The following is a 16216-nucleotide window of genomic DNA, read 5'->3' as shown; positions in this document are numbered from 1 at the left end:
CGCGGGTTTGCGCCCGCAGATGCTGGAAAACAAGGTGAAACAATATGATAAAAGATAACCAAACGAGATTTAACCGCCTGCATGTGCTGCTTGATGCGCTGGTGATCGCGGCGGCGTATGTCTTTAGCTGGTTTGTAACGTTAAAAAGCGGCTGGTTCGGCACTGTGGGCGTGCTCCCTACCTGGTTTTACATGCGGGCGTTGTTTATCATCGTGCCGGTATACCTGCTCTTATATGCCATATTCCATCTGTTTACCCCCAAGCGGGTGCAGGGCCGGAGGCTGGAGTTCGCCAATATCTGCAAGGCGAACATCATTGGCCTGTTCCTGCTTGGCACTGTGCTTTATCTGGGGAGGAAGAATCCGTATCTGGAGCATTTCTCTGCAAAACTGGTAGTGGGCTTCTTCCTGACTAATATTACGGCGGAGACCCTGGAGCGGAACCTGATCCGCATGATGCTGCGTTCCATGCGCGCCAAAGGCTACAACCAGAAGCATGTGCTTCTGATCGGATACAGCCGGGCGGCAGAGCATTACATCGACCGGGTCCTGGCAAATCCAGAGTGGGGCTATCAGATCCGGGGGATTCTGGACGACCATATGCAGCGCGGTGAGGATTACCGGGGAGTCCGCATCATCGGACCGATCACCAATTTAAAGACGATCTTGAGCCTGAATGTGCTGGATGAGATAGCTATAACCCTCAGCATCAAAGAATACGGCTGCTTGGAGCAGCTGGTAGCAGAATGCGAAAAATCCGGCGTGCATACCAAATTCATACCGGATTACAATAATATCATACCGACGAAACCCTATACAGAGGATCTTTTGGGTCTTCCGGTCATCAATATCCGCCGCGTTCCCCTCAATGATATGCTGAACGCCACGATCAAGCGTGTTGTGGATATTTTTGGGGCAGTTGTGGCGTTGGTGCTGTTTTCGCCGTTCATGGTCCTGACAGCTGTCATTATCAAGCTGACGTCACCGGGGCCGCTTATCTATAAACAGGAGCGGGTCGGGCTTCACAACCGGCCGTTTAAGATGTACAAATTCCGCTCCATGGAAGTCCAGGAGCCGCATAAGGAAAAAGGTCAGTGGACCACTCCGAATGATCCGCGGGTGACTCCGATCGGGAAATTCATCCGCAGGACAAGTATTGATGAAATGCCCCAGCTCTTTAATGTGCTGGTGGGCGATATGAGCCTGGTGGGGCCCAGGCCGGAGCGTCCGTTTTTTGTGGAGCGTTTTAAAGAAGAGATCCCCAGATATATGATCAAGCATCAGGTGCGTCCGGGCATGACCGGATGGGCGCAGGTCAATGGCTACCGCGGAGATACTTCAATTACAAAGCGGATTGAGCATGACCTGTATTATATCGAAAACTGGACTTTGGGATTTGATTTTAAGATTTTGTTTTTGACATTTTTCAAAGGTTTTATAAATAAAAATGCGTATTGATCCAAAGACTGTGACATGGGCATGAGATGAAATGAGGTAACGGAATGAGCCACGATTACGATGATGATTTTGAGCGCGGGACAGAGCGCAGGAGCCGCCGGAATCCCAGACTGAGGGAAACGGAAAGCGGAGCGTATCAGACAGGAGGCGGCAGACCGGCTCCGGGACAGGACAGAACCAGCGCTGCGGGCCGCAGTGAAAGGGAAGACGGGGGAAACAGACGCCGGCAACCTTATGGGAATCCGGGCGATGAACTGGATATCTTAGGGGACCCGTCTGTCCGTCCGGTGAGGCCGCAGAGCGCCGGCAGGCAGGAAAGCTACCGGGACGCATCCGGTATGGCAGGAGGGCGTCCAGGCGTATCAGGTCAGAATCGGAGCCGTCAAAGCGCATCAGGCCAGGCTGGCAGCCGTCAGGGAGGTCCGCGTCAGGCGGGCGACCGGAGAAATGCATCCAGGCAGACAGCAGCGTCAGGAGGAGGCCTTCCTCCGCGTATGGAGGCGCAGATCGCCAGAAAGAAGAAACGCCGCCGCATGATCGCTATGATCATAGCAGAATGCTTTGCGCTGGTGTTTATCTTCGGTTACGGGTTTGTGGCCAGGACCATGGCAAAGCTCCAGCGGCCGGAGGATATCAAGATAGAAGAACTGAAAAGTAATGATATTGCAGAATCTGCGGTGGAGACCATGAAGGGATACTGGACCATCGCGATCTTTGGTGTGGATGCCCGTGACAACGCCATACGCAAAAGTACCAATGCGGACGTCAACATGATCTGCAATATCAATCTGGATACCGGTGAGATCAAGCTGGTTTCCGTTTACCGTGACTCTTACTTAAGCCTTTCGGAAAACGGTCCTTTAAATAAGATCAACCAGGCTTATTTCCTGGGCGGCGCAGAGCAGGCAGTAGAGGCCCTGAACCGGAATCTGGATTTAAAGATCAATGATTTTGTGACCTTTAACTGGAAGGGAGTGGCCCAGGCTATCGATATCCTGGGTGGTGTGGATGTAGAGCTGAGCAAGGCTGAGTTTTACTATATCAACTCCTTTATCACGGAAACTGTAAAGGCGACCGGTATCGGCTCCCATCAGCTTACCCATGCGGGGATGAACCATTTGGATGGCGTCCAGGCGGTGGCTTACGGGCGTTTGCGTCTGATGGATACGGACTATGCGCGTACGGAACGCCAGAGGAAGATCATTGCCCTGGCCTTTGAGAAGGCGCAGAAAGCAGATTTCCAGACGCTGTATACGCTGATCGGTACGGTATTCCCCAATGTTTATACGAGCCTTTGGGTGGACGACCTGGTCAACAATGCAAGGAATATCAACAAGTTTTATCTGGGAGAGACCACCGGCTTCCCCAACCAGCGCGGGGATGCCAATATGGGCAAAAAGGGTGCTGTCGTGGTACCGGCGACGCTGGAGAGCAATGTGATCCGGCTTCATGAATTCCTGTTTGGAGATTCGGAGTATGTGCCGTCCGAGACCGTAAAGAGTCTGAGTGCAAAAATATCCTCGGATACAGGGGTATATAAAGAAGGGCAGGTAATAGACAAAGTCGGCACCAGCGGCGGCGTGATCCAGCCTCCGAAGACCAAGGCGGCAGAGACCGAGGCCACAAAGAAATCCAACGATGACGAAGGCTATCAGTATATCTATGAGACTGATGCAGATGGCAAGAAGGTAAAACGGAAAGTGAAGCTGGAAACGGATGAGGACGGCGATTATATTGAGATAGAGACCGACGAGGACGGTTTCCGTTTGGAGGATACGACGAAGAGTACGGTTCCCACCCGTCCTACGACTGTCGTGCAAACAGATGAGTATGGGAATCCGATCGAGACGGAGAGTCATACCGGACGTCCAGGAGACCCGACGGAGAGCAGTGCGACACGTCCGACCGGAGCAGACGGCCTTCCTTCCACGAGACCGGGAGAGTCTGCAGGACACAATGGAACCGCAGATTATCCCACCACATCTGATCGTCCAGGGACGGTCACAGAGCCAACTACCGGTTCTGGCCAGAGGCCGGGTGGAACCACAGAACCGACCTCCGGCTCCGGTCAGAGGCCGGGCGGGGCTACAGAGCCAACCTCCGGCTCCGGTTTGAGACCGGGTGGGACTACAGAGCCAACCTCCGGTTCCGACAACCGTCCGGGCGGCGGTATCACGGGAGCGCCGGGTACTTCCACAGCACCGACGGCGGCGACTGGTCCAGGAAGCGGGACTACGGCAGCGGATGTTCCGCAGTTCCCGGGCGGGAACGGTGCGGAGACCGTGGGACAGCAGGGGCCAGGCGGACAGAGCGCAGTGAATCCGACGCCAGGGGCGACCGGCACAGTGGCAGCGCCGGGGCAGTGACCGGGACAGTGATTTTTGAAGCTGTGCAATTCACAGTTATATTATAATTCCATCACAATTTAGTCACATTTCATTGTTATATTCTACGTATAGCAACAATGAAATACAGGAAAGGGGATTATAATTATGTACGATGATGACAGAAATGATATCAACAGCAGAAATGATTTGCAGGAATCCGGGCAGGCTCCGGGACAGGCTGAATATATGGGACACGACAACATGGAGCGGAGCCGCGACGAGTACCATTACTCCGATTACCATCATGCGGATCGGGAACAGATCCCGGGCGGCGGCTGGGAACAGAACAGCCGCATGAACATGTCCCACATTCCGCAGGAGCGGGAGCGCCGGGAACCTAAGAAACATTCTGTAGCGGCAAAGGTAGCCGGCGTGACTGCGGCGGCGCTGCTGTTCGGTACCGTATCAGGCGCCACCATGTTTGGCGTGAATACGGTCGGTGAATATCTGAAAGGCCAGTATGCACCGCAGGAGACGCAGGCAGAAGCCAGCGTGACTGTCGGGCAGGCAGAGACCGCAGGACCTTCCAGCGTCCAGGCAGGAGCGGCTGTTACCCCGGCAATCCAGACGGATGTATCTGCGATCGTAGAAAAAGCGATGCCGTCTGTTGTCGCCATCAACAATACGATGCTGATGCAGCAGCAGACCTGGTTTGGCCCGACCCAGACGGTGGAGGTGCCAAGCAGCGGCTCCGGTATCATTGTGGGGCAGAACGACAATGAGCTCCTGGTGGTGACCAACAATCATGTGGTCCAGGATTCTAAGGAGCTGACCGTGACCTTTATCGACAATGAGCAGGTCAGCGCAGCCATCAAAGGAACGGATTCCGACAGTGACCTGGCGGTGATCGCGATCCCGCTGGCAGACATTCCGTCAGATACCATGAGCCAGATCAAGGTGGCAACGTTAGGCGACTCTGATTCCCTGAAAGTAGGCCAGGGCGTTATCGCTATCGGAAATGCACTGGGGTATGGGCAGTCTGTGACAGTTGGATATGTCAGTGCACTGAACCGTGATGTGAAGGCGGAGGATTCCACCAGCAGGAACCTGCTTCAGACCGACGCAGCCATCAATCCGGGCAACAGCGGAGGAGCGCTGCTCAATATGAATGGCGAGGTGATCGGCATCAATGCCGCAAAGTATTCTTCTACCGCAGTGGAAGGCATGGGATATGCGATCCCGATCTCCCAGGCACAGGATATCATCAATGAGCTGATGAACAAGAAGACCCGCGTGGCGGTTGATGAGGAAAAGCAGGGATACTTGGGTATCCAGGGGCAGAACATCGACGAGATGGCAGCTTCCATGTATGGAATGCCGCGCGGTATCTATGTATATAAGATCGTGGAAGACAGTGCAGCGTCCCAGTCAGATCTAAGAGAAAAGGATATCATCACCAAGTTTGATGGGCAGACTGTGCGGACTATGGCGGATTTAAAGGATATGCTGACCTATTATGAGGGCGGCGATACTGTAAACCTGACAGTCCAGTCTCTGGACAATGGACAGTACATGGAACGTACCGTACAGATCACCCTCGGGAAGAAACCGGCGGCTGAAACAAATTGACAAAAGCCGGCGTAAGGCCGACGGACTAAATACTCAGAGTGCAGAGATGTACTCTGAGTATTTGTGCAATAAAACCTTAAAAATAATCAGGAAAAGTGAGGAGAATAAATGGACGAGAAAGAAGGGCTGACGGACGTAAACGGCGGTGATGCAAACGAGCAGGAGCAGGAGTATGAAAAAATCTGTTACATCTGCCGGAGACCGGAGAGCAAAGCCGGGAGCATGATCGTCATGCCGGGAAATATGTGCCTGTGCCATGACTGTATGCAGAAGGCATTTGACTCCATAATGGGAAATGGGATGGATTTATCGAAGATCGATCTGTCCAAAGTGGATCTTTCACAGATAACGAATATGCCGTATATGAATATGAATTTCAGCAATCCCGGCAGTGTGGATGAAAATGTAGATATACGGATCCCGAAGAAACAGCAGGTTAAAAAGAAAAAAGGGAAAACTGCGCCTGATTTTGAGCTTAAGGATATCCCGGCGCCCCATGTCATCAAACGGCGTCTGGACGAGTATGTGATCGGCCAGGAGCGTGCAAAAAAAGCGGTTTCCGTAGCGGTTTATAATCACTACAAGCGCGTCTATGCAGAGGGGCTGAGCGCCGGGCGGCAGGAGGCAGAGGATGACGGTATCCATATTGAGAAATCCAATATCCTGATGATCGGTCCTACGGGAAGCGGGAAGACCTACCTGGTAAAGACTCTGGCAAAGCTGCTGGATGTGCCGCTTGCGATCGCAGACGCCACTTCGCTCACCGAGGCAGGATACATAGGTGACGATATTGAGAGTGTGGTATCAAAGCTTCTCACAGCAGCAGGGAACGATGTGGAGAAAGCAGAGCATGGCATCATCTTTATTGATGAGATTGACAAGATCGCCAAGAAAAAAGAAACCAATACCAGAGACGTCAGCGGGGAATCGGTGCAGCAGGAGCTGCTGAAGCTTTTAGAGGGCAGCAATGTGGAGGTGCCGGTAGGCTCCAACCAGAAAAATGCCCTGACTCCAATGACCACAGTGAACACAGACAATATCCTGTTTATCTGCGGAGGAGCATTTCCGGATCTTGAAAATATCATAAAAGAACGGCTTTTGAAAGCGTCTTCTATCGGTTTTGGCGCACAGCTGAAGGATAAGTATGAGAATGATACTGCCATCTTAAGCCGGGTGACGAACGAGGACCTGCGCACCTTTGGCATGATCCCTGAGTTCCTTGGACGCCTGCCTGTGGTGGTGACCCTGGAAAAGCTGACAAAGGATCTTCTGGTGAAGATCTTAAGAGAACCGAAAAATGCTATTTTGAAGCAGTATATGAAGCTTTTGGAGATGGATGAAGTGAAGCTGGTCTTTGAGGATGAGGCCCTGGAATGGATCGCTCAGGAAGCCCTGAAGAGGGAGACGGGAGCGAGGGCGCTGCGGGCGATCCTGGAGGAGTATATGCTGGATATCATGTACGAGATTCCCAAGGATCCCAATATCGGTTCTGTTGTCATCACCCGCCCTTATCTGGAAAAGAGCGGCGGGCCGCTGATCCAGATGCGGGGATGACAAAAGGGATGGATCATTCTCTGAAGTCCAGGAAAGACTGGTAGAGATTGAGGGTTCCGTAGCCCCATTCGCGGTTGGGATACCGGAATGCAGGGTTCCGTCCGGCGCCCCGGATCAGCATGGATTTTACTGAGACACCGGTGATGTTTTCGTCATTTTTATCTGTAAATCCCCAGGAAAAAATATCAGCTACAGCTCCGGCAGTGATCGCTGCGGCGATCGATGACCCGGAGCGGCGGGTGAAGGCGGGCTCCGGGCCGTCAGAGAGCGCAGGACCCTGGACGTCTACGCCGGGGGCGGCCAGGTCCGGTTTGATACGGAGGGAACGGGTGTAGCCGCGGCTGCTGTGTATGAAGATACTGTTGTTTGTATGGTTGTAAGTGCTGACTGTCAGCGGTGTGGCGCCGTTGCCGGGGTCTGTGATCGTGGTGTCCGGATTGGAGCGGAGGAAGATTGTCTGCTCGGACACAAAGCCATGCATGGGGAGCCAGATATGGAAGGTTCCTGCTATGGAGAAGGAAGGATAGACCCGGATGTGCCAGATACCGGGGGCGGGAGTCTCAAAACGCATGAAGATCAGCTGGCTTCCGGATCCGGCTTCGTAGTTCTGATAGGCAAGGGCAATACGGGTGGAATCCAGGCGGAATGGGATCAGTGTCTCATTGCCGAGGATGATGGGGATCCGCTCCACAACTTCGCCGGACGGCGAGACAAAGCCCACAGTATAGAGTTCCGGAGCCCGCGCCCATAATTCTGCGCAGAAACCGGGATCGTCAGCGCCAACCCGCAGTTCAACATCTTCGTATTCCTGGTTTTCTGATGTGTTTCCGAGATAATGGTGATGGTAGCCCACTTCATTGCCAGCGCTTGTCACTGCAGCGAAGCCCCGGACGGTCAGAGTCTGGATCTGAATGGACAGCGGTGAAGTACCGTCGTGTCCGCCCTGGCTGGTACCGATACCCAGATAGACTACAAGCGGTATCTGATATATGTTAGCCAGGCCCAGGAGGTAGCTCAAGCCTGCCATGATGTCATTTTCCTGATATGCCGGCACGTCCTGCGGGATCAGGAAAAAATCGCGGAGATACTGTTTGGCGGGCTTGAGTTTTACAACGGCAAGACTGGCGTCAGGCGCTGCACCGGAAAACGAGGTTGGGCGGGTGATGCGGTTGCCGGCAGCGACACCTGCCATGAAAGTCCCATGTCCGTCGGTATCCCGGGAAGGGACGATGGAAAATGGATCGTCGGAAGCCAGGGCCTGGTTGATCTGTTCCTGACTGTAGGTGGTCCCATAAAAGGGCTGAAAGCCGGAAACAGGAGGGGGCATTTGCGCACCCTGGATGCTCTGGTCCCAGATGGACAGAATGCGGCTGGTCCCGTCGGGCAGTCGGAACAGCGGATTGGTGTAATCAATGCCGGTATCAATGATGCCGATCATGACACCGCGCCCGGTAGCACGCAGGGAGGGCTGATCAAATACCGGAGTTATGCCGCTGCTTTCCAGGGCAGTCGTGTCCTCGAGCCCATAGAGCTTGGGGATCGTGGAGTATGTGTCGCGGGCGATGCTGATTGGCTCGATCAAGTCTAATCTTGCGTGGACGATGGCGAAATCCCGGCTTATGATATTGATGCAGGTAGCCCGAGTCATCTCTTCAATGTTTTCTGTAGACCGTGTGGAATATTGAAAAATAAAATCGGCATATTCTTCCGATGCCGGATATAATTCACATGCAGGCATAAGATTAACCCCGGTGTCTTTGTGCTATTATATGATATAAGAAAGTAAAACGGGATTAGTTTGACGAATGTTTCTGCAGATAGTAAAATAGAATCAGAACAGCCGGGGCCGGAAACGGGGACCGGAATATCCGAAAGGAGACTGGATTATGGCATATGTGGTGTTGATCGTAATATTGGCGGCAGGAGATCTGGCACTGAAGTGGTTGATCGAGCGGCAGGAACCAGAGCGTTTCCCGCGCCCGCTCGAGCATACAAAAGAAAGGATCTGGCTGTACCGGAACCACAATGCCGGTTTTCCTTTTGGGTTTCTGGAGAAATACGGGGAATTGGTGCGGACGTTCCCGCTGGTCGTCATTTCTGCACTGGGCGGAGTACTCTGCTATCTGATTCCCAAAAAGGGCAACGTGGTGCAGAAGCTGGGACTGGCAATCCTGCTGGGGGGCGCTTTGAGCAACCTCTATGACCGCTATGTGCGCCGCTATGTAGTGGATTATTTTAGTGTCCGGTTCGGTTTCTTGAAAAAGGTTGTCTTCAATCTGGGAGATATGTTCGTTTTCCTGGGCTCCGGGATACTGCTCGGTCTGGAGATCCTGGAGGAGCTGCGTGGGACAGCTTCCGGAAAATGGCAGGAATCCGGGCAGACAACGGCCGGAACCGGCAAAAACACAGGCAAGTAGTAGTTGACAGAATAAGGAAAACATTGTACAATCGAATGCAATTTATATAAATCATAAAAAGAAAAGGAGATTAATTTTAATTTATGTTAGATCCAGGAGACAGTACGGGCATACAGATTTTCACGGTAGTTGTGTTACTCTGTCTGTCCGCTTTTTTTTCATCGGCAGAGACGGCGCTTACAACGGTAAATAAAATGCGTATCCGGACGCTGGCAGAGGCGGGGGACAAGCGCGCCATCACCCTGACAAAGGTGATCGAGAATCCGGGTAAGATGCTCAGCACTATTTTAGTAGGCAACAACATTGTGAACCTTTCGGCATCCTCCCTTATGACTACGCTGACCATGCAGCTTTTCGGCAGCAGGGCCGTGGGGGCGGCAACCGGAATCCTGACCCTGCTCATCCTGGTCTTTGGCGAGATCACGCCGAAGACCTTATCCACCCTTTATGCGGAGAAGATCGCGCTGGGTTATGCCCGGATCGTGTATACGCTGATGGTCCTGATGACCCCGGTCATTTTCTTTGTGAACCAGCTCTCTATGGGCGTGCTTTTCCTGATGCGGGTCGATCCCAACAAGAAGCGGGACGCCATCACCGAGGATGAGCTAAGAACCATTGTCCAGGTGAGCCATGAGGAGGGCGTGATCGAGACGGAAGAAAAGAAGATGATCAACAACGTGTTCGACTTCGGGGATTCCGTGGCAAAAGATGTGATGGTACCGCGTATCGATATGGTCCTGGTGGATGTGAATGCTTCTTATAAGGAACTGATGGATGTCTTCCGTGAGGAGAAGTTCACCCGGATTCCTGTATATGAGGATACCACGGACAATGTGATCGGCATAGTTAATATGAAGGATCTCCTTTTATATGATAAGACCCAGGAGTTTTCCATCCGCAGCCTGCTGCGCCAGCCGCTCTATACTTATGAATATAAGAAGACGGCAGAGCTGATGGTGGAGATGAGAAAGACCTTCAACAACATTGTGATCGTTCTGGACGAGTATGGAGCAACCGCAGGGCTGATCACCCTGGAGGACATGCTGGAGGAGATCGTCGGGGAGATCCGTGATGAGTACGATGAGGATGAGGAAGACGAGGTGACTGAGATCACACCGGATGAATATCTGGTGAGTGGTTCCGCCAAGCTGGATGATTTGAATGAGCAGTTGGGGCTGGATCTGGAGTCTGAGGATTACGATTCTATCGGCGGTCTGGTGATCGGGCTTCTGGATCATCTGCCGGATGCCGGTGAGAGTGTGGATTATGAGAACCTTCATCTGATCGTGGAACGTGTGGAGAAGAACCGTATTGACAAGATCCGCCTTCAGATCCGCAGTGAAGAGGAAGAAAAAGAGGCGGAAGAACCGCCCCTTAGCTGACCATACCTCCTACCGTGCCGCCGGCTGCGCAGCATGCCAGGACTGTGAAGATACGCGAGGTATCGAGTGCTGTATCCTGTTTCATCAGCCACGAAACGGCAAACAGCACCAGGAAATACAGCAGTCCGGTGAGCAGTCCCCAGAAAAAACGCCGGTTCTGCAGCGCCTTGCCGCTTAAGATACCACCCACCAGACAGGCGATGACATAGACTGCATAGACCGCCGTATTGATCTGGGCCTCCTTCAGTTTCAGCTTATAGAGTGCGAAGGACATGACCAGCAGCAGGATGCCGGACAACAGGTAAGAGATGAGAAGGGAACGCAGGAGCGCTTTCGGTTTCGATGGGCTCATAAGAAATTCCTTTTCTTCAAAATCAGGTTTGTATCAGTCTATTCCCGGATGTCCGTATTTATACATTTTTGGTGGGGCTTCGGTTCGGCACGGGGGGGATTGTGGCGGCCGGGAACCTGGGGCTGCGGTTCGGCAGGTAGGGTACTGCACCGGAGAAGGTGATGTCCGCAGGACTGCTTCGGAGGGCGCTCTCGCTCGGAGGAGCGCATAGCGGTACGTAAGGCGCCTGAAATACGGCGCCTAAGTACCGATGGGCTCCTACGCCCCTGAACGCATCTCCCCCGCCCCTCCCTCCCCTGAAACACCCCTACGCTCCCCAGCTAAAAAAACAAAATAAAAAATCCCTTGACATGAAATGGTAATGCAGATATAATGATATGGCGTGCAAAAATCACGTCATATTTTTTTGTGCGCAAAAGCTGAACGCAATACAGCAACCAACAGACAATATCACAGGAGGTGAAAGGAATGCCAACATTTAACCAGTTAGTGAGAAAGGGAAGACAGACCGCAGTTAAGAAGTCCACTGCACCGGCTCTGCAGAAGGGTTACAACTCTTTACAGAAACGTGCTACCGATACTTCTTCTCCTCAGAAGAGAGGCGTCTGCACCGCAGTTAAGACTGCTACCCCGAAAAAGCCGAACTCTGCACTTCGTAAGATCGCAAGAGTACGTCTTTCCAACGGTATCGAGGTAACCAGCTACATTCCGGGAGAGGGTCACAACCTTCAGGAGCATAGCGTGGTTCTGATCCGTGGCGGCAGGGTAAAAGACTTACCAGGTACCAGATATCACATCATCAGAGGTACATTAGATACCGCTGGTGTAGCTAACAGAAGACAGGCCCGTTCCAAATACGGCGCAAAGAGACCGAAAGACGCTAAGAAATAAGCATTTTCGGTAAGACAAGCAACAAAATTGTACCACTAACGTAAATAAAACAGTGATTGCGGGAAGTCTGTTCCCGTTGTGTGCCGGAAGTTGATATTGACCTGTGGTTGCAGGAAATAGAAGATTACCGAGCGCGGACACATTTTATGGAAACATGTGAGTACCTGTGAGCTAATCAATTATTCATGATTAAGGAGGGAAGTAACGTGCCACGTAAAGGACATATTCAGAAAAGAGACGTATTGGCAGATCCTTTATACAACAATAAGGTTGTAACCAAGCTGATCAACAACATCATGCTTGATGGTAAGAAGGGTGTTGCACAGAAGATTGTATACGGCGCATTTGGCCGTGTGGAAGCAAAGACCGGCAAGCCGGCAGTGGAAGTCTTCGAGGAAGCCATGAACAACATCATGCCTGTTCTGGAAGTTAAGGCAAAACGTATCGGCGGCGCTACCTATCAGGTGCCGATCGAGGTTAGGCCGGAGAGAAGACAGACCCTGGCGCTTCGCTGGATCACAATGTTCTCCCGTAAGAGAGGCGAGAAGACCCAGGAAGAAAGACTTGCAAACGAGATTATGGATGCAGCTAACAATACCGGCGCATCTGTAAAGCGTAAAGAAGACATGCACAAGATGGCAGAGGCTAACAAGGCCTTCTCCCATTTCAGATTCTAATAGGAGGAAAAAGCTTTGGCTGGAAGAGAATATCCGTTAGAGAGAACCAGGAATATTGGTATCATGGCTCATATCGATGCTGGTAAGACCACAACGACTGAGCGTATCCTGTATTACACTGGTGTAAACTACAAAATCGGTGATACTCACGAAGGTACCGCTACCATGGACTGGATGGCTCAGGAGCAGGAGAGAGGTATTACGATCACTTCTGCAGCTACAACCTGTCACTGGACATTGCAGGAAAACTGCAAACCGAAAGCAGGTGCTTTGGAGCATCGTATCAATATCATTGATACCCCTGGACACGTTGACTTCACCGTAGAGGTAGAGCGTTCTCTGCGTGTTCTTGATGGTGCCGTTGGTGTATTTTGTGCCAAGGGCGGTGTTGAGCCGCAGTCCGAGAATGTATGGCGTCAGGCTGACACCTACAATGTACCGCGTATGGCATTCATCAACAAGATGGATATCCTGGGTGCAGACTTCTATGGAACCGTAGAGCAGATCAAGACCAGACTGGGCAAGAATGCCATCTGTCTGCAGGCCCGATCGGTAAAGAGGATGAATTTAAGGGCATTATTGATCTGTTTGAGATGCAGGCTTATATCTATAATGATGATAAGGGCGATGACATCACCATCTGTGAGATTCCGGAGGATATGAAGGATGACGCAGAACTGTACCGCACTGAGCTGATCGAGAAGATCTGTGAGCTGGACGACGAGCTGATGATGACCTACCTGGAGGGCGAGGAGCCTGCTGTTGAGGATCTGAAGAAGGCTCTGAGAAAAGCTACCTGTGAATGTACAGCGATCCCGGTTTGCTGCGGTACCGCTTACAGGAACAAGGGCGTACAGAAGCTTCTGGATGCAGTTATCGAGTTTATGCCGTCTCCGCTTGACATCCCGTCTATCAAGGGTGTTGACATGGATGGCAACGAAGTTGAGAGACATTCCTCCGACGACGAGCCGTTCTCTGCTCTTGCATTTAAGATCATGACCGACCCGTTTGTTGGTAAGCTGGCATTCTTCCGCGTATATTCCGGTACTATCAATTCCGGTTCTTACGTGCTGAATGCTACCAAGGGTAAGAAAGAGCGTGTTGGACGTATCCTTCAGATGCATGCCAACAAGAGACAGGAGCTTGAGAAGGTTTACTCCGGCGATATCGCTGCTGCAGTAGGCTTCAAGGTTACTGGTACCGGCGATACCATCTGTGACGACCAGCATCCGGTTATCCTGGAATCCATGGAGTTCCCGGAGCCGGTTATCGACATCGCGATCGAGCCGAAGACCAAAGCAGGTCAGGGCAAGATGGGCGAGGCGCTTGCGAAGCTGGCAGAGGAAGATCCGACCTTCCGTGCATCTACCAACACCGAGACTGGTCAGACCATCATCTCCGGTATGGGTGAGCTGCATCTGGAGATCATCGTAGACCGTCTGCTGAGAGAGTTCAACGTAGAAGCAAATGTTGGCGCTCCGCAGGTTGCATACAAAGAAACCTTTACCAAGGCCGTGGACGTAGACAGCAAGTATGCGAAGCAGTCCGGCGGACGTGGTCAGTATGGTCACTGTAAGGTTCGCTTCGAGCCGATGGATGCAAACGCTGAAGAGACCTTCAAGTTTGAGTCTGCGGTTGTAGGCGGCGCGATCCCGAAGGAGTATATCCCGGCTGTAGGCGCTGGTATCGAGGAGGCTTCCAAGTCCGGTATCCTGGCTGGATTCCCGGTACTGGGCGTGAAGGCTACTGTATACGACGGTTCCTACCATGAGGTTGACTCTAACGAGATGGCATTCAAGATTGCCGGTTCCATGGCATTCAAGGACGCTATGCAGAAGGCAGGCGCTGTTCTGCTTGAGCCGATCATGAAGGTAGAGGTTACCATGCCTGAGGAATACATGGGTGATGTTATCGGTGATATCAACTCCCGTCGTGGCCGTATCGAGGGTATGGATGATTTAGGCGGCGGCAAGATCGTAAGAGCATATGTTCCGCTGTCCGAGATGTTTGGTTATTCCACCGACCTGCGTTCCAAGACCCAGGGTCGTGGTAACTACTCCATGTTCTTCGACAAGTACGAGCAGGTTCCGAAGTCCGTACAGGAGAAAGTTATCAGCGAGCGGAAGAACTAAGTTGTGTTAAACCACTACTCCGCAGTGCATCCGTGCTGCCAAATGGTGTAACAAAATAGGCTTGAAAATATTGCAGAAATAGCATATAATAAAAAACAGCCTAACTATAAATTAATAGCCCAAAGAGGCCCAATTAAGGAGGACGTTATAAAATGGCAAAAGCAAAGTTTGAAAGAAACAAACCGCATTGTAACATTGGTACCATCGGCCACGTTGACCATGGTAAAACCACTCTGACCGCAGCTATTACCAAGACTCTGCACGAGAGATTAGGTACCGGTGAGGCAGTTGCTTTCGAGAACATCGATAAAGCTCCTGAGGAGAGAGAGCGTGGTATCACCATCTCTACCGCTCACGTTGAGTATGAGACCGAGAAGAGACACTATGCACACGTTGACTGCCCAGGACATGCTGACTACGTTAAGAACATGATCACCGGTGCAGCTCAGATGGATGGTGCTATCCTGGTAGTTGCAGCAACCGATGGTGTTATGGCTCAGACCAGAGAGCACATCCTGCTTTCCCGTCAGGTAGGCGTACCGTACATCGTTGTATTCATGAACAAGTGCGACATGGTTGACGATCCGGAGCTGCTTGAGTTAGTAGACATGGAGATCCGTGAGCTGCTGAACGAGTACGAGTTCCCGGGCGATGACACCCCGATCATTCAGGGTTCCGCACTGAAGGCTCTGGAAGATCCGACCAGCGAGTGGGGCGACAAGATCCTTGAGCTGATGAACGCAGTTGACGAGTGGGTTCCGGATCCGGAGCGCGAAACTGACAAGCCGTTCCTGATGCCTGTAGAGGACGTATTCACCATTACCGGTCGTGGTACCGTTGCTACCGGCCGTGTAGAGCGTGGTACTCTTCATCTGAACGATGAGGTTGAGATCCTTGGTATTCACGAGGATGTTAGAAAGACTGTTGTAACTGGTATCGAGATGTTCCGTAAGTTACTGGATGAGGCTCAGGCTGGTGATAACATCGGTGCTCTGCTTCGTGGTGTTCAGAGAACTGACATCGAGAGAGGCCAGGTTATTGCAAAACCGGGTTCCGTTAAATGTCACAACAAGTTTACCGCACAGGTATACGTTCTGACCAAAGACGAGGGCGGCCGTCATACTCCGTTCTTCAACAACTACCGTCCGCAGTTCTACTTCCGTACAACTGACGTTACCGGCGTTTGTGAGCTTCCGGCTGGCACCGAGATGTGCATGCCTGGCGACAACGTAGAGATGAGCGTAGAGCTGATCCATCCGGTAGCTATGGAGCAGGGTCTTCGTTTCGCTATCCGTGAGGGTGGCAGAACCGTAGGTTCAGGCCGAGTAGTTAGCATTGTTGAGTAATTACAACAAACTATAATAGATACAGAGAGACCGCGTGGCAAGCTTGCTTGTC

The 16216-nt window shown here is 52.0% G+C and carries 11 protein-coding genes and 1 pseudogene; 10 read left to right on the top strand and 2 right to left on the bottom strand.

Annotated elements, in window-relative coordinates:
- The first annotated feature begins 44 nt into the window (after positions 1 to 44).
- The 4 genes from AB1I67_RS01045 to clpX all read left to right on the top strand — a co-directional run bounded on the left by AB1I67_RS01045 (position 45) and on the right by clpX (position 6967).
- Positions 45 to 1457 carry an undecaprenyl-phosphate glucose phosphotransferase gene (locus tag AB1I67_RS01045; protein ID WP_367027965.1) on the top strand — a complete coding sequence of 471 codons (1413 nt, stop codon included), beginning with the start codon at positions 45 to 47 and terminating at the stop codon, positions 1455 to 1457.
- Positions 1458 to 1501: 44 nt separating this feature from the next.
- Positions 1502 to 3823 (top strand): LCP family protein, encoded by a 2322-nt coding sequence (locus tag AB1I67_RS01040; protein ID WP_367027964.1) that lies wholly within the window; start codon positions 1502 to 1504, stop codon positions 3821 to 3823.
- Positions 3824 to 3949: 126 nt separating this feature from the next.
- Complete coding sequence (locus tag AB1I67_RS01035) at positions 3950 to 5413, top strand: trypsin-like peptidase domain-containing protein (protein ID WP_367027963.1); 1464 nt, start codon at positions 3950 to 3952, stop codon at positions 5411 to 5413.
- Between the two features lie 108 nt (positions 5414 to 5521).
- Complete coding sequence (gene clpX, locus AB1I67_RS01030; protein WP_367027962.1) at positions 5522 to 6967, top strand: ATP-dependent Clp protease ATP-binding subunit ClpX; 1446 nt, start codon at positions 5522 to 5524, stop codon at positions 6965 to 6967.
- A gap of 13 nt (positions 6968 to 6980) precedes the next feature.
- On the opposite strand, the gene AB1I67_RS01025 is transcribed toward clpX, so the two are convergent.
- Entirely contained in the window at positions 6981 to 8705 is a 1725-nt protein-coding gene (locus tag AB1I67_RS01025; RefSeq protein ID WP_367027961.1) for a S8 family peptidase, read from the bottom strand.
- A 148-nt stretch (positions 8706 to 8853) separates the two neighbouring features.
- On the opposite strand from AB1I67_RS01025, the gene AB1I67_RS01020 reads away from it, so the two are divergent.
- Together AB1I67_RS01020 and AB1I67_RS01015 are read left to right on the top strand one after the other, a co-directional pair.
- Positions 8854 to 9384, top strand: a complete 531-nt coding sequence (locus AB1I67_RS01020) for a signal peptidase II (RefSeq protein WP_367027960.1) — start codon at positions 8854 to 8856, stop codon at positions 9382 to 9384.
- 83 nt (positions 9385 to 9467) lie between these two features.
- A complete protein-coding gene (locus AB1I67_RS01015; protein ID WP_367027959.1) occupies positions 9468 to 10766 on the top strand; it encodes a hemolysin family protein in 1299 nt (432 codons plus the stop codon).
- Here AB1I67_RS01015 and AB1I67_RS01010 read toward each other — a convergent pair.
- Positions 10759 to 11118 (bottom strand): TIGR04086 family membrane protein, encoded by a 360-nt coding sequence (locus AB1I67_RS01010; RefSeq protein WP_367027958.1) that lies wholly within the window; start codon positions 11116 to 11118, stop codon positions 10759 to 10761. The genes AB1I67_RS01015 and AB1I67_RS01010 overlap by 8 nt on opposite strands.
- A gap of 468 nt (positions 11119 to 11586) precedes the next feature.
- On the opposite strand from AB1I67_RS01010, the gene rpsL reads away from it, so the two are divergent.
- From rpsL to tuf, 4 genes and pseudogenes are all read left to right on the top strand, one after another.
- Positions 11587 to 12009 (top strand): 30S ribosomal protein S12, encoded by a 423-nt coding sequence (gene rpsL, locus AB1I67_RS01005; RefSeq protein ID WP_367027957.1) that lies wholly within the window; start codon positions 11587 to 11589, stop codon positions 12007 to 12009.
- Positions 12010 to 12215: 206 nt separating this feature from the next.
- Positions 12216 to 12686 (top strand): 30S ribosomal protein S7, encoded by a 471-nt coding sequence (gene rpsG, locus AB1I67_RS01000; protein WP_367027956.1) that lies wholly within the window; start codon positions 12216 to 12218, stop codon positions 12684 to 12686.
- A 15-nt stretch (positions 12687 to 12701) separates the two neighbouring features.
- A pseudogene (fusA, locus tag AB1I67_RS00995) lies at positions 12702 to 14818 on the top strand (elongation factor G).
- 152 nt (positions 14819 to 14970) lie between these two features.
- The gene (gene tuf / locus AB1I67_RS00990) at positions 14971 to 16164 is read left to right on the top strand and encodes an elongation factor Tu (RefSeq protein WP_367027955.1); all 1194 of its coding nucleotides are present in this window, start codon (positions 14971 to 14973) and stop codon (positions 16162 to 16164) included.
- Positions 16165 to 16216: the final 52 nt, after the last annotated feature.

This window comes from Clostridium sp. AN503, from assembly GCF_040719375.1.
In the GTDB taxonomy this organism is placed as follows: Bacteria; Bacillota; Clostridia; order Lachnospirales; family Lachnospiraceae; genus Brotaphodocola.
Note: the sequence above shows the minus strand (reverse complement) of the source record. Positions and strands in the feature narration are given on the sequence as shown.